Consider the following 23,239-nt stretch of genomic DNA (forward strand, 5'->3'; position numbering starts at 1 on the left):
GCCCCAGCGTGAACGGGGGCGCGCTTTGGCTTGAACGACCTCACCTGATCGACCCATAGTTCGAGCCTCATGAGCCACACGCCCGAGACCAGCGCCGCCCCCCTCCAGGCAGATCCTGCCCACAGCGCGCCCGCCGGCGGCCCGGCCGAGGCGCCCGCGGCTGCGGCTCCCGGCGCCGAGGTCAAGCCGGCGAGCCACGACTCGACGCTGCCGGAGGCGCTGATCGCGTTCATGCTGGAGCGCTGGACGCCGGCGTCCGGCGAGCTCCCGCAGGCGATCGCGCATGCGGAGGTGTTCGCTGCCCGCCGCCGCGCCCTGTCGAAGCTCTTCCCGGCGGAGACGCTCATCATCCCCACCGGGCACGAGAAGGTGCGCGCCAACGACACGCACTACCGCTTTCGCCCGGGCTCGGACTTCTTCTACCTGACGGGCAACCTCGAGCCTGACTGCGTGCTCGTGCTGCAGCCGCAGGAGGGGGGCGGGCACCGGGACATCCTCTTCGTCGAGCCGAACCCCGGGCGCAGCGACAAGACGTTCTTCACCGATCGTGCCAAGGGCGAGCTCTGGGTCGGCCCCCGCCTCGGCGTCGAGCAGAGCCGCGCGCACTTCGGCGTCGACGAGTGCCGCGGGCTCCCCGAGCTGGACGCGTACCTGAGCGGCCTCGTCGGCACGGTGACGCGCCCCCACCGCGTGCTCCGCGGCATGTCCGAGCGCGTCGACAAGCTCCTCGCCCGGCACGATCGCGACAAGCAGCTCGGCGAGGCGCTCTCGGAGATGCGCCTCCTCAAGGACGCCCTCGAGGTGCAGGAGCTCGAGGCGGTCGTCGCGTCGACGAAGCGGGGCTTCGAGGACGTCATCCGCGCGCTCCCCCGCGCGCGGAGCGAGCGAGAGGTGGAGGGCACCTTCAACCTGCGCGCCCGGGTCGAGGGCAACGACGTCGGTTACGGGACCATCGCCGCGTCGGGCCACCACGCGTGCATCCTGCACTGGACGAGGAACGACGGCGCGCTGGAGCCGGGCAAGCTCCTCCTGGTCGACGCCGGCGTCGAGGGCAACGCGCTCTACACGGCCGACATCACCCGGACCCTGCCGATCAACGGGAAGTTCTCCAGGGAGCAGCGCGAGATCTACGAGCTCGTGCTCGAGGCGCAGGAGGCGGCGATCCGCGAGGTGAAGCCGGGCAACGACTTCATGGAGCCGAACCGGGCGGCGATGAGGGTGCTCGCCCGGGGGCTCGAGCGGCTCGGCATCCTCCACGTCTCCGCCGAGGAGGCGCTCAAGGAAGACAGGCAGCTCTACCGCCGGTATTCGCTCCACAACGTCAGCCACATGCTGGGCCTCGACGTGCACGACTGCGCGCAGGCGCGGCAGCAGGTCTACAAGTTCGGCAAGCTCAAGGCGGGCATGGTGCTCACGGTCGAGCCGGGGCTTTATTTCCAGCTCGATGACGAGACCGTGCCGGCCAGGTACCGCGGCATCGGGGTGCGCATCGAGGACGATATCCTCGTCACGGAGACGGGGTATCGGAACCTGTCGAGCGATATCCCGAGGTCCGTGAGCGACGTGGAAGCGTGGATGGCGGGACTCTGGGCCACGCCGAAGTGAACTGAACGGCGGGCGGGGGAACGGTTCAGGCGAGCGAGTTGGAGGGCGTCCCCAGACGCAGGGGCCGCCGGTGGCGGGTGGGGCCGCGCGGGAGGGCGGCGGGGGTCCCCCCACAAACTCGCGCCTTTTGGGGGGCTGTTGCCGCACACACGGGGGGGCGGGGCTGGGGGCGACTCGCTTCGATGCGGGCCGGCGCTCGGATTTGTGGGGCCCACCCCCGCCGCCCTCCCGCGCGGCCCCACCCGCCACCGACGGCTCTGCCGTGGGGAGCGGTGGCGGGAGCTTGGGCGGTCGAGCTCGGCCTTGAGGGGATCTTGAGGGGATGCGGTGGGGCGGTGTCGGGTGTTCCAGGAAGTCCGTGGTTGGATGGCGGTTGATGCCTCGGGACACGGCGAGGGGCGCGAAAGGGGGCTGGCGCACGGACGCAATGGGCGCGGCGCGAGGATGCTGGATCGATGGCTGCTCGCGGGCGGCGGCGCTACCCTGCCGATGAGGAGACCCGCATGCACACGTCTCGCCTTCTGCGTTGGCCAGGGACCGCAAATCTCCGAACCGGACGCGCGCTCGCGACGTCGCTGCTCGCCGCGGCAGCGGTGGTCGCAGCGGCGGGCGCGGCCAGGGCCGAGGATGGGACGGACGGCCAAGGCGCCGGGGCCGTCCTCGCCGCGCGCTCGCCGGGGATGCTCGAGCCTCGCCTCCCTGGGTACGTCAACCCTGCGCTGCCCGTCGACGTCGGCCCGTCGCTGCGCGGCCCGGATCTCCTGGTCGAACCGGTCGCGACCGCGGGCGAGCCGCTGCACGGCATGGCCTCCGAGCTCGACGAGACCAGCTACGACATCCCCGGGCAGATCGTCGTCGACGCGCGCGACGACCTCGACGACGCCTCGCTCGCGGACCTCGTGCGCGACTTCTCGCTGCGCGTGCTGCCGACGGCGCTCACGTCACAGACCAGGATCCAGATCGCCACGGTGGACGGGCCGGTCAGCGCGACGCTGGAGCGGCTCGCGCGCGATCCGCGCGTGGAGGCGGCGGAGCCGCTCGCCTGGGTGCGCGCCTCGTTCATCGCGAACGACCCGCTGATGAAGGACCAGTGGCACATGGCGCGCGTGGGCGCCGAGCGCGCGTGGGACTTCGCCTCCGGCCGCGGCGTCACCGTCGCCGTCGTCGATACGGGCATCGCGTGCGAGGACCACGGGCCCTTCACCAAGGGGACCGACCTGGCCTCGACCGAGTGCGTGGAGGGATGGAACTTCGTCACCAAGACGAACCACGCGAACGACGACCAGGGGCACGGCACGCACGTCGCCGGGACGATCGCGCAATCGACCAACAACGGCCTCGGCGCCGTGGGGCTCGCGTTCCACGCGCGGCTCATGCCGGTCAAGGTGCTGAACGAGAGCGGCTGGGGCACGACCGCCGACGTGGCCGACGGCATCCGGTGGGCGGCCGAGCACGGCGCCCAGGTCATCAACCTGAGCCTCGGCGGCCCCCGCAACTCCAAGGTGCTCCAGAGCGCGATCGACGACGCGGTCGCGCGCGGCGCGGTCGTCGTCGCGGCGGCCGGCAACACCGGCGGGCGCGTGCAGTTCCCCGGCGCCTCCGATGGCGTCATCGGCGTGAGCGCCACCGACGTGAACGACAAGATCGCGCGGTTCTCCTCGCGCGGCCAGGGCGTCGACGTCGCCGCGCCCGGGGTGAACGTCACCCAGCAGACCATCTGCAACCGCGGGCGCGACAAGTGCCAGAATTTCTACGCGTACAGCGGCACCTCGATGGCCGCGCCCCACGTGGCCGGCGCGGCGGCGCTGCTCGTGAGCCTCGGCGTGACGGACCCGCGCGCGGTCGAGGACGCGCTCCGCGCAGGCGCGCGCGTCGTCGACGACTCCGACGGCGGAAAGCTCCTCTACGGGGCCGGCATCCTCGACGCAGCGAGCTCGGTCGTGCGCGTGACGCAGAGCCACATCGTCGTGCGGCTGCTCGCGCTGCTGGTGCTCGCGACGTGGGTCGCGCGCCGCGCCCGCAAGAAGGACGCGACAGCCACGAGCCCGTGGCGGGCGAGCTTCCTCCTGCCGGCGCTCGCGGCGGGGCCGGGGCTGTTCTTCTTCGCGCCGTGGCTCCTGCCGCGCGTGGAGCTCGCCGTCGACGTGCTGGCCCGGCCGATCGCCGACCTCGACCTGCTGATCGGCGCCTCGGTCCACCGCTGGCTGCCGCTCGCCAACGCGCTCGTCCCGCTCGGCCTCACGGCGCTCTTCTTCGGCGTGAAGAGGCTCCGGCCGGCGATCGCGGGCTTCGCCGTCGGCACGGCGGCCTACCTCACGTCGGTCGTCCTGCTCGGCGAGGCCGCCGGTCCCTTCGGCCGGATGGCCCTCGTCGTGTGGTGCGCGGTCAACGCCGCGGCCTGCCTCTGGATCGCCCGGACGAACCTGTCCACGCGCTGAGCCGGCGCCTGCCGCGCTCGCTCCATGGCCGGCGGTGCGCCCGGCCGTCATGACCACCCTGCAAAAACGAGCTAGGATGCCGGCATGCGGTCCGGCACCTTGCTCCTACCTTTCACGCTGCTCCTCGGGGCGTGCGGCGGCTCCTCCAGCGAGACGCCGTGGCCCGCCGAGCCACGGGGCCCCGCGCTCGGTCCCACGGACGAGGCGTCGCCGGACGGGCCGGCAGATACGGGCGCGGCCCCTCAAGGCGCGGGCGAGGGCCCGGCGAGCGAGGCCGACGCCGGCCGGTGAACCGGCGGCGGAGAATGGCATGGCGGACATCCGGACGGCAGGCGAGCAGCGGAGGGCCTGGCTCTCCGCTGCGCTGCTCTCCGTCGCGCTGCTGGTCATGCCGCTCCTCGTCTGGCTGCTCCTGCCGCGCCCCAGCCCCGTGATGCCGCTCCGGCGCGAGCCGGCCGCTGCGCTGCTCCCTCCACCGCAGCCGGAGCTCACGGCGCCGCGCGAGGTCGAGGCGCCGCCGGCCCCACCCTCGCCGCCGGCGCCACCCTCGCCGCCGCCGCGCGAGATCACGGCCGCGAGCGTGGGGCCGGTCCGCGGCGTCGTGCTGGATCCGGAAGGGCATCCCAGCGCCGGCGCCGTGGTCAGCTGCCGCGAACCGCCGGGCAACTCTGCGAGCGCCGACGCCGAGGGGCGCTTCGAGCTGCCGGCCGAGGCCGACGGTTGTACCGCCACCGCCGCGCAGCCTCCGTACGGCGACGCCGAGCCCACGCGCGTCGCCGCGGGCCGCGATAACGTCCTTCGCCTGCTCGCCGCGGGCGCGATCGTGGGCGAGGTCGTGGATCCATCGGGCAGGCCCGTCGAGGCGTACCTCCTGGCGATCGAGTCGTTCACGCCGGCCGGGTCCGGCGCGCACGCGGGCGTGAACGGCCGCGCGCGCAAGGTGTCGGATCCGGGCGGCGCCTTCCGGTGGGACGCGCTCGCCCCGGGCCGCTACGTGCTGACGGCGAGCTCCGCCGGGCGCCCGCCTGCGCGGAGCCGGGCCGTCGACGTCGAGGCGGGCCGCGCCGCCGAACGCGTGCGGATCGTGCTGCCGCAGGGCGCGACGCTGAGGGGCAGGGTCGTCGACGCCGCGTCGCGCGCGCCGGTCGTCGAGGCCCAGGTCGAGCTCGACTCCGCGACCTCGTCGGGCGCGAACGCGATCTCGCTCGCGCTCACCGACGCGAACGGCGACTACGAGCTCGAAGGGGTGCCGGCCAGCGGCCCGTTCTCGGTGCGCGTGCGCCACCAGCAGTACATGGCCAAGATCGTGTCCGGCCTCGACGCACGCGGCGCGCAGTCGACGCGGGTCGACGTCGAGCTCCGCCAGCTGGACGACGGCGGGGCGCGCGAGGAGCTCACGGGCATCGGCGCGATGCTCTCGCTCTCCTCGGGCCGCGTGATCATCGCAGGCGTCGTCGAGGGGGGGCCTGCGGCGTCCGCGGGGCTCCTGGCGGGCGACGTCATCGCCCGCATCGACGGCCGGCCCACGACGGAGCTCCCGCTCGCCGACTGCATCCAGCGCCTCCGCGGCCCGGCGGGGACGGTCGTCACCGTCGGCGTGGAGCGGGAAGGGCGCACCCTCGACGTGACGATACGGCGCGACGTCGTGGTTCGGTGAACGGCCGCGCGCCGAGGTGCTAAGGGTCGGTCCATGTCCACGCGCCCTACCGCGCTTCCCCCGGCCGGAGCTCCGGACGTCCTCTACCTCGTCGACCTGTCGGGCTATGTCTTCCGCGCCTACCACGCGATCAGCCCGCTCTCGAGCCCGAGCGGCGAGCCGACCCACGCGACGTACGGCACCGTCGCGATGCTCACGAAGCTCGTGGACGAGCGGAAGCCCGCGTACCTGGGCGTGGCGATGGACTCCCCGGGCAAGACGTTTCGCGACGAGCTCGACCCCCGCTACAAGGCGCACCGGCCGCCGCCGCCGCCCGACCTCGGGGTGCAGATGAGCCGGTGCCGGGAGATCGTCGAGGCGTACCGCATCCCGATCTTCATCCAGGAGGGGCTCGAGGCGGACGATCTCGTCGCCGTCGCCGTCGCGCGGGCCAAGGAGCGGGGGCTGCGCGTCGTCATCGCGTCGAGCGACAAGGATCTGATGCAGCTCGTCGACGGCGAGCAGGTGATGCTCTGGGACGCGATGCGCGACAAGGTCTACGGGAACCCCGAGGTCGTCGCGAAGTTCGGGGTGCCGCCGGAGCAGGTGCGCGACCTGCTCGCGCTCGTCGGCGACACCTCGGACAACGTCCCTGGCGTCCCCGGCGTGGGCTTGAAGACGGCCGCCGAGCTGCTCGCGCAGTTCGGCTCGCTCTCGGCGATCTACGAGCGCATCGGCGAGGTCAAGAAGCCTCGCATCCGGGAGTCGCTCCAGCAGAACGAGGCCGACGCGCGCCTCTCGCAGAAGCTCGTGACGCTCGACGGCGGCGCCCCCGTGTCGCTCGACCTCGAGACGCTGCGCTACGGCGGCGCGGACACCGGCAGGCTCCGCGAGCTCTTCACCGAGCTCGGCTTCTCGCGCTTCCTGAAGGCGGTCCGCGCGCCCGAGCCGACCGCGCGCGCGGCGACCTACCGGGTCCTGACGACGCGCGAGGAGCTCGAGGGCTTCGCCAGGTCGGCGCGCGCGGCCGGCCGCCTCGCCCTCGACGTGCTCGCGACGAGCCGCGAGCCGATGAGCGCCCACGTCTGCGGCGTCGCGCTCGCCTGCGAGCCGGGGCAAGCCGTGTACGTCCCGCTGGGCCACCGCTACCTCGGCGCGCCGGCCCAGCTCTCGATGAGCGACATCGACGCGGTGATGGGCCCGCTGCTCGCCGACCCCGAGCTCCCGAAGGTCGGCCACGACGTCAAGTTCTGCGAGGTGATCCTCCTGCGGCACCGCATCGGGCTCGTGGGCGTCTCCTTCGACACGATGCTGGCGAGCTACCTGCTCGATCCCGAGGGGAAGAACCAGCTCCACGAGCTCGCCGAGCGCGAGCTCGGCGCCAAGATGCAGACCCTCGACGAGGTCGCCCCGAAGCGCCGCGGTCAGGCGCAGCGCGCCCTCGACGAGATCGAGCTCGGCGAGGCGTCGAGCTACGGGGCCGCGTTCGCCGACGTCGCGCTCTCGCTCACCGACCGGCTGCGCCCTCGGCTCCGCGCCGAGAAGCTCGAGGACCTGCTCGTGCAGATCGAGCTGCCCCTCTCCGCCGTGCTCGCGGAGATGGAGCTCACGGGCGTCCTCGTCGACCCGCAGGCGCTCGCGCAGCTCGGCGCGCAGATGACGACCGAGCTCGCCGCGCTGGAGCAGAAGGCGCGCGAGATCGTGGGGCACGACATCAACCTGGCGTCGCCGAAGCAGCTCGAGGCGGTCCTGTTCGACGAGCTCAAGCTGCGCTCCCAGCGCAAGACGAAGACCGGCCGCTCGACCGACGCCGACGTGCTCGAGGCGCTCTCGGAGGAGCACCCGTTCCCCGGGGTGGTCCTCGAGCACCGCGCCATCGCCAAGCTCAAGGGCACGTACGTCGACGCGCTGCCGCGCCTCGTGCACCCGGGCACGGGCCGGATCCACACGCGCTGGGGCCAGGCCGTGGCCGCGACCGGGCGGCTCTCGTCGCAGGACCCGAACCTGCAGAACATCCCGATCCGCACGGAGCTCGGCCGGATGATCCGGCGCGCGTTCGTCGCGCCGCCCGGGAGCGTGATCGTGAGCGCCGACTACTCCCAGATCGAGCTGCGCGTCCTCGCGCACCTCTCGAAGGACCCGGTGCTCGTCGACGCCTTCCGCACCGGGCAGGACGTGCACGTGCGCACGGCCATGGAGATCTTCGGCGTGGATCAGGCAGGGGTCACCGCCGAGATGCGCCGCCGGAGCAAGACGATCAACTTCGGCGTGATCTACGGCATGGGCGAGTCGGCGCTCGCCAAGCGGCTCGACATCTCGCGGGCGGAGGCGGCGCGCTTCATCGACGCCTACTTCGCGCGCTACCGCGGCGTGCACGAGTTCATGGAGGGGACGATGGCCGAGGCGAAGCGCTCCGAGTCGGTGCGGACGCTGCTCGGCCGGCGCCGCTTGCTCCCGGATCTGCGCAGCAGCGACCGCATGCGCCGCGCTCAGGCAGAGCGCATCGCCCAGAACACCCCGATCCAGGGGACGGCGGCGGATCTCCTGAAGCTCGCGATGGTGCGCGTCCCGCGCCCCGTCGTCCCCGGCGCGCGCATGGTGCTCACGGTGCACGACGAGCTCGCGTTCGAGGTGCCGGCCGCGGCCGTGGACGAGGCCAAGGCGAAGGTGCGGGAGGCCATGGAGTCGGTCTTCCCGCTCGACGTCCCGCTCGTCGTCGACGTAGGTCACGGACCCACCTGGGCCGACGCTCATTGAAGGGGCGGGCACCCGCTTCGGATACGGGCCCATCTCGGCGTTTTCGGTGCTCAGCGTACCGGAGTACGCTTCCGCGCCGAAAACGCCGATCTGGGCCCGTCTCCTGTGCGGGTGCCCGCCGCTGGCGTCATGGGGGGAGAAAGGTCTGGAGACAAAACGACGACGCCCGCTTCACCTTGCGGTGAGCGGGACGTACGTGCGGAAGGGTTGTTCTCAGCTCGCGGCGGTCTTGGCAGCGACGCTCGCCTTGTGAAGGGCGAGGGCGAGGCGGCTCTTCACGCGCGACGCGCGCTTGGCGGGGATCGTCCCCTTCGACGCGGCGCGATCGAGCGCGCTCACCGCGGCGGTCACCGGCGCGGCGGACTCTTGCGACACGCCCTTCAGCGCGGTACGCGCCTTCTTGACGGTCGTGCGGAGCTCCGACTTGATGGCGCGATTGCGCGCCGTCCTCGTGATGCGCTGGCGGTTGCGCTTGTCGGCGGATGCGTGATTGGCCATGAGAAAAGCTCTCCTACTTCTTCGCCTGCGCCTCGGCGGGCGTGGCAGCGCGCAGGGCGTCCGGCGCGTTCTGGTCGTAACCCGCCGGATGGATCGGGAACGCGGGGGTGCCGTGTGCGCGCTCGAAGCGCTTGCGGCGGGTGCCCGCCGTGCGCGCCTTGCGCCGGCGGATGCGCTGGGTTTGCTGAGTCGCGGAAACCATGGGGGCGCGCATTCTACCCACGGGGGGGGCTGTGTCAACCCGGAGGTTTGCTGTCCTCCGCGAGGCGCCCCTGGCTAGGGTCGGATCGTCGCGCTGACCGAGAAAAACGGCTTGGAGAAAGGACCCACGTTGGCGCCCTTGAGCGCGGACTGCACGCAGCTCGACTGGCCGTTCGACGCCGCCCACCCGCTGACGCTGACCTTGCTCACCTGGCCTGTCGACGAGAACGTGATCTGCGCGCGCGACACGTCGTCCGCGCCCGCGACGCACGCCTTGGCGCTGCCCATGACCGAGCCGAGCGCGGCCTGGACCGAGCCCTGCGACGGCTGCTCGGGGATGTTCTGCTGCCGGAGCGGACCCGACGCCGGCACCGGCGCCTCCGAGACGACCGAGGGCTGTCGCTCCGCGTTGTCGCCCACGGCCGCCTGCATGGCCGAGGGGAGGTCCCCCGGCTTGCCAGCCGCCGCCGGCGCAGCCGCCACCTTTCCCTGCTCGGGCTTCGGCGACACGGCAGGCGTGGCCGGCGCCTCGACGGCCGCCGGCGCAGGAGCGCCGCCGCCAGCCGGGGCGGCTGACGCCTTGGGCGCCGCGGCGAGCTTCTCCTCCGCTTGCACGGGCTGCTCGACCACGGCGCGCTGCTCCGGCGCCGCGGCGACCGGAGCAGCCGGCTCCACCCGCGTGTCGCCGCGCGGCGCGGCGGGCGCCGCGACGGTGGTCGGCGCGGGCGCCGCAGTCGCCGCGATCTCCTGCTGCGGCGGCGCCGTCGTCTTCACCATGACGGTGACCGCCGCGGCCAGCCCCAGGGCCGCCACGGCCGCGCCGGCGATCATCCCGCCGGATCGCTTCTTCGCTGGAGCCGAGGCCACGGGCGCGGACGGGGCGCGGCGCGCCGCCACCGGCATCCCCGCTGCCGCCTTCGCGTCCCCGAACCGATCCGCCGCGCCGTGCTGCGCCGCTTCGGAGGCCTCCACCTCCGAGGGCGCCGACGCGTTGAGCCGGTTCAGATCGATGACCCCGGAGTCCTCGGGCACCCCCTCCGCCGGCCGCAGGGACGGCGACGACGCGCGGGCGCCGCCGGAGAGCGAGCCGCGCCCCGGCAGCGGGGACACACGCCCTGGCGGCGCCGAGCTGCGTCCCGAAGCCGGCAGCGGCGTCGAGAGCGCAGAGCCGCTCATCGCGGGCATACCGCTCGCGCGACCCGGCGCCTGGCTGACCCGCTCGGCGATCTCCTTCAGCGACTGGCGTCTTTTCTCCGGCGGCCGCGACAAGGTGCCGCCCGACAGGCTCTCAGGCTTCGAGGCCCTGGCTGCTTGTGATCCGTCCCCCATGGTGCTGCGTTCTCCTGATGCGCGTTCTTCGCGCGAAGGGTCCTCCGTCTGCTCCTCGCCTGGCGCTGCGGTGAGGTCGGGGGGGGCGAGGAGGTCGGCTGCCGCCGCGGTGTCCTCCGAGCGCCGGGAGATGGCGGCCTCGACGATGTGAGCGGCCCGCGTCTCCCACGCCTCCTCGTCGTTCGTCGAGGGCGCGGGGGCAGGCCAATCGTTGAGCATCCCGTCGAGGTCGAGCTTGTCGGTGACGTTCATTCGGCGTCCCCTCCGAAACCGCGCTCCGCGAGGTATGCGCGGAGCTTGCGGCGCGCCTCGTGGACGCGCCAGGCGACTGTTCCTTCCGGACAACCCAGGATCCTGGAGGCGTCCTCGTGGGGCACGCCGTCGATGCAGACGAGGATGAGCGTCGTCCGCAGCGTGTCCGAGAGCGCGTCGATGCCGTCGCAGAGCGCGGCCGCGAGCTCGCGCCGCTGGGTCGACGCGGCCGGATCGCCGCCGTGGCTCGGGCGCGTCTCGAGCAGCAGCGCCTCGATCCGCGGATCGTCCGCGGGGGTCGAGTTCTTGCTCGGCTTGCGGGCCCGGATCATGTTGAGCGAGAGGTTCACGGCGATCCGGTAGAGCCAGGTGAACGGTTCGCTCCGGCCGTCGAACCGGTCGAGCGCCTGGTAGGCCCGGACGAAGGTCTCCTGCGTCACGTCCTCTGCCTCCGCGCCCGAGCGGACAAGGTGGAACGCCAGCCGGAAAATGCGCTTCTGATATCGACGAACCAGCACCCCGAACGCCTGGGCATCTCCGCTCCGGGCTTGATCGACGAGCTCACGATCGGTGGGTTTGGCCATCCTAGCCGCCTCGGGGTGCGAGTTGTCTCCCGCGCACGGACGACAGCGCAGCCGCGGACACCTCCTCGCGACGGCCCCCGACCGTCTCGGCGAGAGAAGCCCCTCGCGGCGAGCCCCGCTTCGCGAACGCGAAGCCGGGCGATGAGGAGGCAAGTTCCACGTTCAGGCGCGCGAAGATAGCCGAACACTCCTCTTAGGACAAACCATGCGCCCGGAGCTTGGGCGCCGTGATGACCTCGTCGACTGGCGGGCGATATGCCCGCGCTGGCGCATCGAAACCCTGCGCGGCGCCCCGCCCTGCAAGGGCGCCGCGCAGGCGTGTGAACGAGCGCGGCCGTCGCCGGCGCACCGCGCCGCCGCCCGTACCGCTGCTATGGTCGGCGGATGCAACGCTTCTCGAGCTGGATGCGCACCCTGGGGCTCATCGCTGCGGCCTTCGCAGGAGGGGCGGCGACTTCCCACCTCGCGGGCGCGAGCACACAGGCGCAGAGCCCCTACGCTCCGCTCGAGCAGCTCGCGCGCGTGCTCGTGCTCGTGGAGAACAACTACGTCGAGCCGGCGCAGCGCAGCAAGATCCTCGACGGCGCCATCAAGGGGATGGTCGCGGAGCTCGACCCGCACTCGGCGTACATGAACTCCTCGGAGTTCGCCCAGTTCCAGGAAGAGACGGGGGGGACGTTCGGCGGCGTCGGCATCGAGGTCGACGCCAAGGACGACAACATCACCGTCATCGCGCCGATCGAGGGCTCGCCGGCGGCGCGGGCGGGTATCCGCTCCGGCGATCAGATCCTCGCGATCGACGGCCGCCCCGTCCGCGGCGAGCGCCTCGACAAGCTCGTGAAGATCATGCGCGGGGCGCCCGGCTCCCGGGTGAAGCTCACGATCCGCCGGCAGGGCGTGCCTGAGCCCCTCTCGTTCGACCTCACGCGGGAGCAGATCCACGTCACGAGCATCGCGGCGAAGCGCCTCGACCGGGACATCGCGTACGTCCGCGTGAAGCAGTTCCAGGACGGCACCCACGAAGAGATGCTCCGCGCCGCGGCGAAGCTGCGCGCCGCATCGAAGGCGCCGCTGGCCGGCGTCATCCTGGACCTGCGCAACAACCCCGGAGGCCTCGTCAACGAGGCGGAGGCCGTGGCCGACGAGCTCCTCTCCTCGGGGACGATCTACTCGACGCGCCAGCGCAACCAGGTCGTCGACGAGGCGAAGGCGCACGACGGCGGCGCGTTCGCCTCGCTGCCCATCGTCGCGCTCGTGAACGAGTACTCGGCGAGCGCCGCCGAGCTCGTCGCGGGCGCCCTGCAGGACAGCGGGCGCGCGGTGCTCGTCGGCGCGAGGACCTTCGGCAAGGGATCGGTGCAGACCATCTACGAGCTGCCCGGCGGCGCCGGGGTGAGGCTCACGACGATGCGCTACTACACGCCGAACGGGCGCTCGATCCAGGCCCAGGGCATCCGGCCGGATGTCGTCATCGAGAGCGCGGCGCAGCAGGTCCCGGCCGCGATCCTCCGCGAGCAGGATCTCGAGGGACACCTCCCCGCCGAAGGGGCGATCGGCGACCGTTCGCCGAGGGCCGTGCTCGTGGAGAAGCGCGCCGAGGCGGCCGCGGCGGCCGGCCCCGAGGGCGACATGCCCTCCGATCCCACCCGCGGGAGCGACTTCGCGCTCGCCGTCGGGTACCAGCAGCTCCTCCGCGCCATCCCGGCGATCCGCCAGCGCTGAGGATCGCGCGTCGAGCGACCTGCGCCGGGCGCCGCTCGACGCGCGTCAGACCTCGGCGCCGGCGCGGAGCCCGGTCGTCACCGCGTCGAGCACGGTGCGCGCTCTCCCCGCGATGGTCGCCCCGGCCGCCAGGATCCCGGGCGCGGCGCGGACGCCCTCGCACCGCACCCCCACCGCCTCCAGCGCGCCGAGGCGCTCGCCGCGGGGCCACGCGACGACGTCGAGCTCCGGGCCCTGCATGGAGCTCACCACGCCGAACGCGCCGCGATCGTCGCCCATCGTGACGGGCGCCGCGATCGAGAGCGCGAACGGCGCGGCGCCGCGCGCCGGGAAATCGGCGCCGGCGCCGCTCTCGGGCGGCGTGTACGCGATCCCGCCGCCGGCGAGGCCGCCGATCGCCAGGATCACCCCGTCCGCCGCGAGCGGCACGTCCTCCCCCTCGATGTGGATCGTGACGCCTTCGTCGGGCGCCCCCGGTCCCGGGTGCCCGCCGCCCACCGCGCGCACGCGGCCGTGGCGCTGAGCCGCCCCGATCGCCGCGAGCAGCGCGTCGCGCGCCGCCTCGAAGCGCAGCCCCGCCGGCGAGCCGGCGCCCATCAGCGCCTCGCCCACCGGGACGCCGAGGCGGGCCGCGAGCGCCTCGGCCCGCGGAGCGCTCGCGCCGAGCCACGGGCCGAGCAGGATCGCCCCCGCGCCGCCCGCGCCCTCGAGCGCCTGGCGGAGCCGATCGAGGAGCCAGGAGAGCCGCGCCGGGTCGTCGTGCCGGGCCGCGAGATCGCCGTCGGCGATGTGCCGCTCGTCGTCGAAGCGCAGGACCGGCGCGTCGACCGGCAGGAAGCGGAGCCCCCGCGCCCGGGCGAACGGCTCGTCCGTGAGCGCCTCCGCGAGCGCGTCCGCGTCCCACGCGGCGCGCGCCGCGCGCGGGACGAGGATCCGCGTGCGGCGGAGCGGGCCGAGGTCGAGCAGCGCGCGATCCCTGCCGCGGGCGGGGCGGATCCGCCCCGCGACGGTCGCGAGGCGCACGCCCGCCGCCTGCGGCAGCTCCCACAGGCCGAGCTCCGCCGCGAACTGCCTCGCCGCCAGCGCGAGATCGCTCGCGGGCAGGTCGCCGCCGAGCAGCCGCGACGCCCGCTCGATCTGCTCCCACGGAACGTCGTCCACCGCGCCGCCCGCGAGCGCCGTCTCGCCGACGCCCGCGGAGATCACCGCGACCCGGGCCCCGCGCCGCCGCGCGCTCCACGCGGCGGCGAGCCCGGCGACGCCGGCGCCGATCACGAGGATCGATCGCGCCACGCCCTCTCCTCCGGCTCCCGCGCGGCGCGCTGCGAGCGACGATCGGCGTCCTCGCAAGTCGCCGCCGCCTCGTCGTCCGCGGGCGCGCCGAGCTCCGACCGGACGCTGGCGATCGCGAGGGCCTCCTGCCGCGCCTGCTCCGGGCCGAGCGCGACCGCGCGGGTCACCGCCTGCCGCGAGAGGAACGCCGCCGCCTGCCGCATCCCGTCGCGCGGCGGGAGCGAGAGCTCCTGCGCCACGATCTGCCCGCACCGCGCCGCGCAGCGCATGCCCCCGCACGCGCCCAGGCCGAGGCGCGTTCGGCGCGCGACGTCGGCGACGCTCCGGGCGAGCTCGTGCCGGAGGACATAACGCACCTCGGCCTCGATCACGGGCTCGCAGGGGCACACGGTCGCGGCCTCGCGCGGCCGCTGCCGCACGCGCTCCTCGATCCGGAGCGCGCGCGAGCCGTGCCGGTACACGAGCCGCCGGGCGGCCACCGCGTCGATCTCCATCCGCCGCGAGAGCGCGAGCGCGTCCACCGCGCGATCGCCGCCGGGCAGCGCGGTCGTGTGCGTCACGCAGCGGGCGCCGAGGTCGAAGCGCCGCGAGAGGACGTCCGTCATCTCCTCGGCGAAGAGCCGGAAGCTGGCCAGCTTGCCGCCGATCATCGAGTAGAGGCCCGGCGCGCCGTGCGCCGCGTGATCGACGATCTGGTGCTCGCGCGAGAGGGCGTCCTCGGTGGGCCCGAACGCGTAGAGCGTGGGCCGCACGCCCGCGAACGTGCCGATCGCGCGCGCCTCGTGGATCTGCGGGAACACGCGGCCGATGCCCTGGACCAGGTACCTGACCTCCTCGCTCGTCGCGCGGACCTGATCGAGATCGCCGTAGAAGTCGTCGTCGGTCGTGCCGATGACGCTCATGTTCTCCCACGGCTCGAGGAAGATCTGACGGCCGTCGATCGTCCTCGCCATGATCGCGTAATTGGTGAGGCGCCGGTCGAACACGACGTGCACGCCCTTGCCGGGCCGCACGCGCGAGCTCGCGGCGGGGAGGCCGGCGAGGGACGATGTGATCGGCGACCACGCGCCCGTCGCGTTCACGACCGTGCTCGTGCGGAGCCGCCCGCCTTCCCCCGTCGTGCGGTCCCGGTAACGGACGGCGACGACCTCGCCGGTGTCCTCGCGGCGCTCGATCCGCTCGACCGTGTGTCCCACGTAGACCTTGGCCCCGCGCTCGATCGCGTCGACCGCGTTGGCGACGCAGAGCCGCGCGCCGTCGATCCCCCACTCGTCGAAGCTGAAGCCGCCGACCAGGTCACCGTGCAACCCCGGCTCGAGCCGGCGGAGCTCGTCGGGCGAGAGGCGCGCGTGCGGCTTGCCGCGCTTGAGCGGCTGGTAGTTGTCGTACGCCTCGAAGAAGGCGTCCGCGAGCGGGTACAGGAGGCGCCCGTGCCGCGCGTTCTCGAACGGGACGAGGAAGGGGATCCGGAAGAGCAAGTGCGGCGCGATCGACTGGATGTGGCCCGAGTCGCGGCACGATTTCTCGGTCACCTGCGGATCGCTGGTCAGGTACCTGAGCCCGCCGTGGATCATGCCGCTCGAGTTGCCGCTCGCGCCGAACGCGAGATCGTTGCGCTCGAAGAGGGCGACCCTCAGGCCCCGCTGCGAAGCGTCCCGCGCGACCCCCACGCCGTTCACGCCGCCGCCGATGACCACGACGTCCACGTCGGTGTCCGCGCGGCGAGCCGGTCTTGCGGCGCTCGAGAGGAGGATCGTCACCTGCGGCGTATAGCATGCCAGAATTTTTCCACGAGCGGGCCCGGCCTCGCGCGCGGAGCTGCGAATGGTGCGCGAAGGCTGGCGGAGCCGGCCGTCAGCCGCGGACCCGGATGGCCCAGGTCAGCTTCGCGAGGCTACGCAGCACGTTCGGGACGCGGCGGGTAAGGTTGATCGAGGGGCGCCGCTTCTCCAGCACGCGGACGGGGATCTCCTCGATCCGCAGGCCAGCGCGGTAGGCGCGGATGACGAGCTCGCTGGCGAAGACGTCCTTGTCCACGACGCAGTCGCGCGTGACCCCGAGGAGCGGCTCGCGCAGGAACGCCTTGAGCCCGTGCGTGTCCGTCCCACGGAAGCCGAGCGTGGCGCGGAGGAGCCCGTTGTACACCTGGCTCGCCGCGTGCCGCGCCCACGGGCGATCGTCGCGCGCCCCCTGGATGAGCTTGGACCCGATCACCATGTCGACGCCGCCTGTCCGCAGCATCGCGATGGCGCGGCGGTGGAAATCCACGTCGCAGAGGTCGATCTCGTCACAGAGCACGAAGCGCCCGCGCGCCCGCTCGATGCCCGCGCGGAGCGCGGCCCCGTAGTTCGGCTCGCCGATCGAGAAGTGCCGCACCTCCGGGTACTTGCGCTCGAGCTCGCCGGCGATGCCGAGGGTCCCGTCGTACGAGCCGTTCTCGGCGAGCACGAGCTCCCAGCGCCAGCCGAACGGCGAGAGCCGCTCGCGCAGATCCACGACGGCGGCGTGGAGGATCGCCTCCTCGTTGTAAACGGGGATGACGATGGAGATCTCCGGCGATCCGCTCGCATCCTCGCGATCAGGCTCGGCTGTGCTCACGGCGCGCCTCCGAGGAGCGCCTGCGCGCGGTGCGCCGCGTCGCGCCCGAAGTGGAGCGCGTCCTCCATCGAGGAGTAGTTCCAGCCGCCGTAGCGTCCGCACGAGAGGATGCGCTGGCCCTCGAGGAACGGCCGCACCGCCTCCAGCGAGCCGAAGTAGCTGTGATCGAACACGACGTACGCGTGATCGATGCGGCGCAGGCGGGCGAAGCGGATGGCGCTCGGGGCGGGGATGAGGCCCATCTCGACGAGGCCGTCGGCGACGCGGGGGAGCAGCGCCGCGAGATCGGGCTCGGCGCGATCGGCGAGCTCGACGTAGAGGCCGGCCTTGCCCGGCGGGGCCATGGCGGCGGAGAAGTGGGAGTAGCAGCCCACGCGGTAGAACGGGTACTTCGCCTCCGGGACGTACACCCAGTGCAGCGGCTGCCCGCACGGGGTGTCGAGCGCCACATCGAGGTAATAGAGGTGCGTGCAGCGCAGCCGGGAAGCCGCCTCGCCGACGGCGCGAGGCGCGTCCGAGAGGAGCCTCACGAGCGCGGGCAGCGGCGCGGACGAGACGAGCACGTCGTACCGGACGATCTCGTCGTCGAACACGAGCTCGCGCGCGCGCCAGTCGATCGACCTGGGGGAGCGGCTGAGCTCGAGCGCAGGCGTTCCCGCGTCCCGCGGCCGCTGCTCGGCGAGCGCTCGCGCGAGCCCGTGCGTCAGCTGCCCGATGCCGAGCCGCGGGTAGAGGAACCTCGCGTTGTAGCCGAGCTCCCGGTCGTTCAGCCCGACCGCCCCGGCGAGCACGTCCTCCAGCTTCGGTATCGGAACGAAGCGGGAGCACCAGTCGGCGGTGATCTCGCTCGGGTGCACGCCCCAGAGGCGGCTGTTGTAGGGGATCATGAAGTGGCGGCTGATCCCCTCGCCGAAGTGCGCCAGACAGAACTCCTCGAAGTTCCTTGGCTGAGGTCTGTCCTTGGCGAAGTGCGCCTCGATGAAGCCGCGGAGGCAGTCGTAGGCCACCGCGGGCGGCAGGCCGAAGGTGTTCGCCTGGAACGGATAGCGGGTGTACGTGCCGTTCGACCAGATCATCGAACGTCGCTCGATCTCGAGCGGGTCGGGGCCCAGCCAGCTCAGCGCGAGCTCCCGGGTCGCGGGGTCGCGCAGGTGGAGGAGGTGCCCTGTCCGGTCGAAGCGAAAGCCGGCGTCCTCGAGCGTGATCGCGTGGCCGCCCGGGCGCGGCAGGCGCTCGAATACCCGGTGCGGCACGCCGGCCCGTCCCAGGTGGTACGCCGCTGCCATGCCCGTCAGGCCGGCGCCGAGGATCGCGACGGGAACGCTGGAGATCGTGGGTCGGGTCATCGCTCGCGGCCCGGCCGCGGCCGCGAAGACACCATCTCCCTGGTGCGTCGTCAAGGCACGCTGCCGTCCAGGCGCTCCTCGGCTCATGCTGGATTTCCTGCCTTCGACGTAAGGCGCGCGGAGCTCCGCGCGCGCCGGCAAAGACCGCCGTTGGCGCCTCCGCCCAGAGCGACTAGGTGTGGAGAGGTCCCAGCGCGCGCCGCGCGTCCCGGGGCGTCCGAGGTGCAGATGCCGATCCCCCGCCGGAAGTCCGTTCAAGTCACCGGGAGGACCCTCTACCTGACCGAGGACCCGGCGCTCCTGAAGCAGCAGCTGGCGGGCGGCGAGCTTCGCTTCGATCCCGAGCAGCACGCGCTGATCGACAACATCTCGACCGACGAGCTCACGCCGGGCTGGGTCTGTTACTACTACGACGAGACGCTCGCCCGTTACTGCCTGGTCGGGCTGCGCGGCGGGCACATCGAGCGCGACGCCATCAAGAACGGCGGCTTCGGCGTCATCGTCAGCGGGCGCTCGAAGGGGTGCGGCAGCTCGCGCGAGACGGCGCCGTACTCGGAGCGCGAGGCGGGGATCCAGATCGTCGTCGCGCGCAGCATCGAGAAGATCTACGGCCAGAACTGCCAGAACATCGGGCTGCTCACGACGACCGATTTCTCGCTCCTCGACCGGATCGCGCGGGGCGACGAGATCCCGATCGGCGAGTTCACCCGCGGGCTCGACCCGATCAGCGCCGATGTCGTCGAGTACGGTGGCCTCTTCGCCTACAACAAGGCGCGGATGGCCGGCGAGGTCTCGCCGCCCACCCTGGCCACGCCGCCGCGGCCGATGACGCTGTGCGAGAAGATCATCGCGGCGCACGCGATCGTGGACGCCCGGGCAGGGAAGATCGGCGTCCCCGCGGTGAAGCCTGGAGACGCGCTCTTCGCCCGCATCGACGTGCGCTTCTCGCACGAGTACGTCACGCCGATGGCCGAGTCGCTCTTCCGGGCGGGCGTCGGGCCGGACGCGGTCGTGACCGAGCCGGAGAGCGTCTTCGCCTTCCGGGATCACCTGACGTTCCTCGATCGCGTGATGCCGGAGGCGCACCTCAGGCTCGGCTTGCGGGAGCAGGCGGCCTCGCTCGCGACGGTGCAGCAGGCCTTCACCGAGCGGCACGGGATCAAGCTGTACGGCGAGGTCGAGCGCGACGGCAGGACCGTGGGCTCGGAGGCCATCTGCCACAACAAGGTGATCGAGGAGCTCGCGCTGCCAGGGCAGATCGTGGCGGGGACCGACTCGCACACCTGCATGGCGGGGGCGCTCGGGTGCTTCGCGTTCGGCGTCGGCTCGACGGACATGGCGAACGCGTGGCTCACGCGCGACGTCCGCGTCGCGGTGCCGCAGTCGGTGCGCTTCAACCTGACCGGGCGGCTCGGGCCGGGGGTCACGGCGAAGGACGTGATGCTGTTCCTGCTCTCGCAGCCGTTCTGGAAGACGGGCCAGGGCATCGGCAAGGTGCTCGAGTTCGCGGGCGATGGCGTCCGCGCGATGGGGCTCGACGAGCGGGCGACGCTCACCAACATGGCGGTCGAGGCGGGCGGCTTCACGGGGATCATCGAGGCCGACGAGGAGATCGTGCGCTACCTCGTCGAGCAGCGCGGGCTCGTCGCGGAGGACGTGCGCGCGCGCATCGTGCGCGCGGATCCCGGCGCGGAGTACATGGCGACGTTCGACGTCGATCTCGCGTCGGTCGAGCCGATGGTCGCGACCCCGGGTGATCCGAGGAACGGCGTGCCGCTGCGGTCGCTCGATGAGGCCGCCGGCGGTCCGGTGAAGATCGACATCGCGTACGGAGGCTCGTGCACGGGCGGCAAGAAGGCCGACATGGACATGTACGCGTCCGTGCTGCGCCAGGCGGTCGAGCGGGGCAAGCGCGTCGCTGAAGGCGTGCACCTCTACATCCAGTTCGGATCGCAGGACATCCGCCGCTACGCCGAAGCCAAGGGCTACCTCGAGATCTTCGAGAAAGCCGGCGCCGAGCTCGTCGACCCCTCCTGCGGCGCGTGCATCAAGGCCGGTCCCGGTGTATCCGACCGCAAGGAACAGGTCACGGTCTCGGCCATCAACCGAAACTTCCCGGGGCGAAGCGGGCCCGGCCAGGTCTACCTGGCCAGTCCCCTCATCGTCGCGGCGAGCGCGATTGCGGGGAAGATCGCATTCCCGGAATCATGACGCAGAGCGCCTATCGCGGCAATACACACATAGTGGCCGCAATCGGCATCATGGAAAAACGAATGCTTTCCACGGAAGTGCACCGTACGCTAAGGTGCTCTTCTGTGGCGGATCGGGAGGAGCCCCAAGAGCGTATGACCGACAAGGACACGCTGGCGAAAAACAACGAAGCCTCGAAGACGGACAAGCGGAAGCAGAGCCTCTACTTTCCGGAGTCGATGCTGCAGGAAATCAAGGAGGAAGCGGCGCGGCTCGATCGCTCGCTTTCTTGGGTTGTGCAGCGCGCGTGGAAGCTGGCGCGGATAGACATCAAAAAGCTTCCGAGTGTCAATGACGTGGCTGACGACGAGGACAGCGGCGACTAACATCGCCGCGAGCCTCGCGTAAAGCCGCGTCGCTCGGGGATCGATGGGTCGAGAGCTTTTCGCCGCCGGGAAGGACGGTACGCGGATTTACGTCCGCTACCGGGAAGGTCCCGGCGGCAGCGGAAGCTTGGTCAGCGGGGTCGGGGCGGGCTCGGGACGCCTCACCGCGGTGCTCTGTGACGGCATCGCGTGCGACGGCTTCATCTGGAAGTACCTCTGGGACGACCTGGCCCGTACGGTCAACGTCGCCCACTGGAACTATCGCGGCCACGGTCGCAGCAGCTTGCCTGGTGATCCGCAGGCGGTCGAGCTGCGCGATCACGCCAGCGATCTGGCTGCGGTGCGCGCGTCGATCGGCGACGGCCCCGTCGTGCTCTTCGGGCACTCGATGGGCTGCCAGGTCGTCCTGGAGCACCTGCGGACCCACCGCGAGGGGGTGCGCGGGCTCGTGCTGATCTGCGGCTCGTCCGGCAGGATCACGCACCATTTCAAGGGCACGGACGTGCTCGCGCAGCTCCTGCCGCGGTTGATCGAGCAGGTCGACGCGTACCCGCACATCGCGCGCGCGATCTGGAGCCGCGTGCCCGCGCCGATGGCGCTGCGGATCGCGCTGCTCACGCGGGAGGTCGACGCGAGCGCGGTCACACCGGCGGATCTGCTGCCGTACATGCGGCACATGGTCGACATCGATTTCTCGATGTTCCTCCACATGCTGCGCAGCGCCGGCGAGCACTCGACGCTCGATCTTCTCCCGCAGATCGACGTGCCCGCGCTCGTGATCGCGGGCGATCGCGACACGTTCACCCCGCCTCGGCTCGCAGAGGAGATGGCGGCGGCGCTGCCGCGCGGAGAGCTGATGATGGTGAACGGCGGCACGCACGTCGTCCCGCTGGAGCGCAAGAAGATGGTCATCGAGCGCGTGGAGCAGTTCCTCCTGGAGCGCGTCATCGGCGGCGCGTCGCTCGGGGCGAGCGCGCGGGCGTCAGGCTCGCAGGCTGCGACGGATGACGGGCGCTCGCGGTCGCTGGCCGAGGAGGCGTCGTCGCAGCGTCTAGCCGAGGGCGGGTCCTCGCCGGACCATCCGCGCGGGCTCGCGAAGGACGGATGAGCCGGTGTGCGCGCTACCTGCGCGCCCCCGGATCGGCGCGCGGACCGCTGCGGCGCCTCGGCGGCGTGGGGGCGCCGCGCATGCTCGTCGCGGCGGCGCTGCTCGCGGTCTCGTGCGCGCGACCGTCGTCCGAGCGCAGCGACGGGTCCGTCGGCGCGATCGCTGCGCTCGTCGACGAGGAGAGCGCGCCTGCGATCGGCGCGCCCACGGCGCGCGCGCCGGCCGATGCGCGCTCGCCGGCCGATGCGCGCTCGCCGGCCGAGCAGCGCTCGCCAGCCGATGCGCGCTCGCCGGCCGAGCAGCGCTCGCCTCCCGCGTCGAGCGCCTGGGCCGCGGGGGAAGCGCGCGTCGCGCGCGCCCTCCAGCGCTCTCCCCTGCGCGCGCTGCGGCTCACGGGCAAGGTGGCTGACGGCCGGTTCGAGGCGACGCTCTCGCTGGCCGCACCCGCGGAAGGAGCGGCCCCGCGCGAGGTGAAGGTGAAGCTCGCGCCGGCGCAGAAGAAGGCCCCGCTCGCGTTCCGGCGCCCGCTCGCGTTCTACCGCATGGCCAGGGCGCTCGGCGCGCATGTCGTGCCCGCGGCAGCGGCGCGACGCATCGGCATCGGCGACCTCGCGGCGCTCCTCGGCCGAGAGCCGAACGCACGCAAGCTGCTGCGTCGCCTCGCCGTCATGAACGACGGGACGGTCGACGCGCTGGTCCTCGCGCCCGCTCCCGGTCCGCCCGGCCCGCGCTGGCTCTCGCCTCGCCGGCGGCCCGTACGCTTCGACGACGCGCCCGAGCTCGACGTGTGGGCGCGCTGGGCTCGGTCGCCGTCGCCTGTCCGCGGCGAGCGCGCGGTCATCCTCCGCGACTACCTGGAGGTGCTGGTGCTCGATTACCTGGCGGGCAACGGGCTCCGGAAGGAGATCGTCATCGACGTGCACGCGGGAGCGCTCAGCCTGGAGGCCAACGCGAGCGCCTTCCCGCTGCACGTGAAGGCGCACGAGCTCGATCGGCAGCTCGAGCGCCTCGTGGAAGCGGTGCGGTTCCCCCGGGCCCTCCGCGATGCGCTCGCGCGCTTCGGCCCCGAGGAGGCCGCCGCGGCGCTGCGCCCCGGCGGCATCGAGGAGGAACTGGTGCCGCCGCGCGCGCTCGTCGAGCTCGAGGAGCGGAGGCAAGCGCTGCTCAGCCTGATCGCGGCGAAGCTCGCCGACCGGGGAGAGGACGCCGTCCTCAGCCTCTAGCGCCCCTCGCCTCCGTCGCTTGCCCCTGCGAGGGGGCTTCCAGCGCGCCGCATCTTGATCTCCGGCGGCGGCA

General features: G+C 72.7%; 18 protein-coding genes. 10 read left to right on the plus strand and 8 right to left on the minus strand.

The features are described 5' to 3' along the window. Nucleotides 1-69: 69 nt before the first annotated feature. The 5 genes from WME82_RS46995 to polA all read left to right on the plus strand — a co-directional run bounded on the left by WME82_RS46995 (nucleotide 70) and on the right by polA (nucleotide 8,436). A complete protein-coding gene (locus WME82_RS46995; RefSeq protein WP_438040648.1) occupies nucleotides 70-1,605 on the plus strand; it encodes an aminopeptidase P family protein in 1,536 nt (511 codons plus the stop codon). Nucleotides 1,606-2,108: 503 nt separating this feature from the next. Then, nucleotides 2,109-4,043: a S8 family serine peptidase gene (locus WME82_RS47000; protein ID WP_438040649.1), complete on the plus strand. Its 1,935-nt coding sequence runs from the start codon at nucleotides 2,109-2,111 to the stop codon at nucleotides 4,041-4,043. A gap of 84 nt (nucleotides 4,044-4,127) precedes the next feature. Then, the gene (locus tag WME82_RS47005) at nucleotides 4,128-4,334 is read left to right on the plus strand and encodes a hypothetical protein (protein ID WP_438040650.1); all 207 of its coding nucleotides are present in this window, start codon (nucleotides 4,128-4,130) and stop codon (nucleotides 4,332-4,334) included. A 19-nt stretch (nucleotides 4,335-4,353) separates the two neighbouring features. Continuing rightward, the gene (locus tag WME82_RS47010; RefSeq protein ID WP_438040651.1) at nucleotides 4,354-5,700 is read left to right on the plus strand and encodes a carboxypeptidase regulatory-like domain-containing protein; all 1,347 of its coding nucleotides are present in this window, start codon (nucleotides 4,354-4,356) and stop codon (nucleotides 5,698-5,700) included. 33 nt (nucleotides 5,701-5,733) lie between these two features. Continuing rightward, nucleotides 5,734-8,436, plus strand: a complete 2,703-nt coding sequence (gene polA, locus WME82_RS47015; protein ID WP_438040652.1) for a DNA polymerase I — start codon at nucleotides 5,734-5,736, stop codon at nucleotides 8,434-8,436. A gap of 213 nt (nucleotides 8,437-8,649) precedes the next feature. On the opposite strand, the gene rpsT is transcribed toward polA, so the two are convergent. The 4 genes from rpsT to WME82_RS47035 all read right to left on the minus strand — a co-directional run bounded on the left by rpsT (nucleotide 8,650) and on the right by WME82_RS47035 (nucleotide 11,300). Continuing rightward, nucleotides 8,650-8,934 carry a 30S ribosomal protein S20 gene (gene rpsT / locus WME82_RS47020; protein ID WP_437742956.1) on the minus strand — a complete coding sequence of 95 codons (285 nt, stop codon included), beginning with the start codon at nucleotides 8,932-8,934 and terminating at the stop codon, nucleotides 8,650-8,652. A gap of 13 nt (nucleotides 8,935-8,947) precedes the next feature. After that, the gene (locus tag WME82_RS47025; protein ID WP_044967265.1) at nucleotides 8,948-9,136 is read right to left on the minus strand and encodes a hypothetical protein; all 189 of its coding nucleotides are present in this window, start codon (nucleotides 9,134-9,136) and stop codon (nucleotides 8,948-8,950) included. A 74-nt stretch (nucleotides 9,137-9,210) separates the two neighbouring features. Next, nucleotides 9,211-10,716: a hypothetical protein gene (locus tag WME82_RS47030; protein ID WP_438040653.1), complete on the minus strand. Its 1,506-nt coding sequence runs from the start codon at nucleotides 10,714-10,716 to the stop codon at nucleotides 9,211-9,213. Continuing rightward, complete coding sequence (locus tag WME82_RS47035; protein ID WP_437742958.1) at nucleotides 10,713-11,300, minus strand: RNA polymerase sigma factor; 588 nt, start codon at nucleotides 11,298-11,300, stop codon at nucleotides 10,713-10,715. The genes WME82_RS47030 and WME82_RS47035 overlap by 4 nt, the downstream gene beginning before the upstream one ends. A gap of 384 nt (nucleotides 11,301-11,684) precedes the next feature. Here WME82_RS47035 and WME82_RS47040 point away from each other — a divergent pair, with 384 nt between their 5' ends. Then, on the plus strand, nucleotides 11,685-13,022 hold the full coding sequence (locus WME82_RS47040) for a S41 family peptidase (RefSeq protein WP_437742959.1): 1,338 nt from the start codon (nucleotides 11,685-11,687) through the stop codon (nucleotides 13,020-13,022). Between the two features lie 45 nt (nucleotides 13,023-13,067). Here the strand turns inward: WME82_RS47040 and WME82_RS47045 are convergent, their stop codons facing one another. The 4 genes from WME82_RS47045 to WME82_RS47060 form a co-directional block, all read right to left on the minus strand. Beyond that, nucleotides 13,068-14,315, minus strand: coding sequence for an FAD-binding protein (locus WME82_RS47045; protein ID WP_438040654.1), 1,248 nt, complete (start codon nucleotides 14,313-14,315; stop codon nucleotides 13,068-13,070). After that, the gene (locus tag WME82_RS47050) at nucleotides 14,294-16,075 is read right to left on the minus strand and encodes a glycerol-3-phosphate dehydrogenase/oxidase (RefSeq protein WP_438040655.1); all 1,782 of its coding nucleotides are present in this window, start codon (nucleotides 16,073-16,075) and stop codon (nucleotides 14,294-14,296) included. Before WME82_RS47050 ends, WME82_RS47045 begins: the two co-directional genes overlap by 22 nt. A gap of 94 nt (nucleotides 16,076-16,169) precedes the next feature. Continuing rightward, nucleotides 16,170-16,913: a glycosyltransferase gene (locus WME82_RS47055; protein ID WP_438040656.1), complete on the minus strand. Its 744-nt coding sequence runs from the start codon at nucleotides 16,911-16,913 to the stop codon at nucleotides 16,170-16,172. Beyond that, the gene (locus WME82_RS47060; protein WP_437854991.1) at nucleotides 16,910-18,259 is read right to left on the minus strand and encodes a protoporphyrinogen/coproporphyrinogen oxidase; all 1,350 of its coding nucleotides are present in this window, start codon (nucleotides 18,257-18,259) and stop codon (nucleotides 16,910-16,912) included. The genes WME82_RS47055 and WME82_RS47060 overlap by 4 nt, the downstream gene beginning before the upstream one ends. Before the next feature lie 228 nt (nucleotides 18,260-18,487). Between WME82_RS47060 and WME82_RS47065 the strand changes: the two genes are divergently transcribed. The 4 genes from WME82_RS47065 to WME82_RS47080 all read left to right on the plus strand — a co-directional run bounded on the left by WME82_RS47065 (nucleotide 18,488) and on the right by WME82_RS47080 (nucleotide 23,166). Beyond that, nucleotides 18,488-20,470, plus strand: a complete 1,983-nt coding sequence (locus WME82_RS47065) for an aconitase family protein (RefSeq protein WP_438040657.1) — start codon at nucleotides 18,488-18,490, stop codon at nucleotides 20,468-20,470. Nucleotides 20,471-20,604: 134 nt separating this feature from the next. Beyond that, nucleotides 20,605-20,835, plus strand: coding sequence for a TIGR04563 family protein (locus WME82_RS47070; RefSeq protein WP_012241296.1), 231 nt, complete (start codon nucleotides 20,605-20,607; stop codon nucleotides 20,833-20,835). A gap of 43 nt (nucleotides 20,836-20,878) precedes the next feature. Further along, on the plus strand, nucleotides 20,879-21,943 hold the full coding sequence (locus WME82_RS47075) for an alpha/beta fold hydrolase (protein ID WP_438040658.1): 1,065 nt from the start codon (nucleotides 20,879-20,881) through the stop codon (nucleotides 21,941-21,943). Next, nucleotides 21,940-23,166, plus strand: coding sequence for a hypothetical protein (locus WME82_RS47080; protein ID WP_438040659.1), 1,227 nt, complete (start codon nucleotides 21,940-21,942; stop codon nucleotides 23,164-23,166). Before WME82_RS47075 ends, WME82_RS47080 begins: the two co-directional genes overlap by 4 nt. The last annotated feature ends 73 nt before the right edge of the window (nucleotides 23,167-23,239 follow it).

The organism is Sorangium sp. So ce128, from assembly GCF_051525245.1.
Lineage (GTDB): Bacteria > Myxococcota_A > Polyangia > Polyangiales > Polyangiaceae > Sorangium > Sorangium cellulosum_B.

Excerpts from the sequence above, each read along its gene's own strand:
- WME82_RS46995 (WP_438040648.1), top strand. The coding sequence starts at position 70 with ATGAGCCACACGCCCGAGACCAGCGCCGCCCCCCTCCAGGCAGATCCT.
- WME82_RS47000 (WP_438040649.1), top strand. The coding sequence starts at position 2,109 with ATGCACACGTCTCGCCTTCTGCGTTGGCCAGGGACCGCAAATCTCCGA.
- WME82_RS47005 (WP_438040650.1), top strand. The coding sequence starts at position 4,128 with ATGCGGTCCGGCACCTTGCTCCTACCTTTCACGCTGCTCCTCGGGGCG.
- WME82_RS47010 (WP_438040651.1), top strand. The coding sequence starts at position 4,354 with ATGGCGGACATCCGGACGGCAGGCGAGCAGCGGAGGGCCTGGCTCTCC.
- polA (WP_438040652.1), top strand. The coding sequence starts at position 5,734 with ATGTCCACGCGCCCTACCGCGCTTCCCCCGGCCGGAGCTCCGGACGTC.
- rpsT (WP_437742956.1), bottom strand. The coding sequence starts at position 8,934 with ATGGCCAATCACGCATCCGCCGACAAGCGCAACCGCCAGCGCATCACG.
- WME82_RS47025 (WP_044967265.1), bottom strand. The coding sequence starts at position 9,136 with ATGGTTTCCGCGACTCAGCAAACCCAGCGCATCCGCCGGCGCAAGGCG.
- WME82_RS47030 (WP_438040653.1), bottom strand. The coding sequence starts at position 10,716 with ATGAACGTCACCGACAAGCTCGACCTCGACGGGATGCTCAACGATTGG.
- WME82_RS47035 (WP_437742958.1), bottom strand. The coding sequence starts at position 11,300 with ATGGCCAAACCCACCGATCGTGAGCTCGTCGATCAAGCCCGGAGCGGA.
- WME82_RS47040 (WP_437742959.1), top strand. The coding sequence starts at position 11,685 with ATGCAACGCTTCTCGAGCTGGATGCGCACCCTGGGGCTCATCGCTGCG.
- WME82_RS47060 (WP_437854991.1), bottom strand. The coding sequence starts at position 18,259 with ATGACCCGACCCACGATCTCCAGCGTTCCCGTCGCGATCCTCGGCGCC.
- WME82_RS47065 (WP_438040657.1), top strand. The coding sequence starts at position 18,488 with ATGCCGATCCCCCGCCGGAAGTCCGTTCAAGTCACCGGGAGGACCCTC.
- WME82_RS47070 (WP_012241296.1), top strand. The coding sequence starts at position 20,605 with ATGACCGACAAGGACACGCTGGCGAAAAACAACGAAGCCTCGAAGACG.
- WME82_RS47075 (WP_438040658.1), top strand. The coding sequence starts at position 20,879 with ATGGGTCGAGAGCTTTTCGCCGCCGGGAAGGACGGTACGCGGATTTAC.
- WME82_RS47080 (WP_438040659.1), top strand. The coding sequence starts at position 21,940 with ATGAGCCGGTGTGCGCGCTACCTGCGCGCCCCCGGATCGGCGCGCGGA.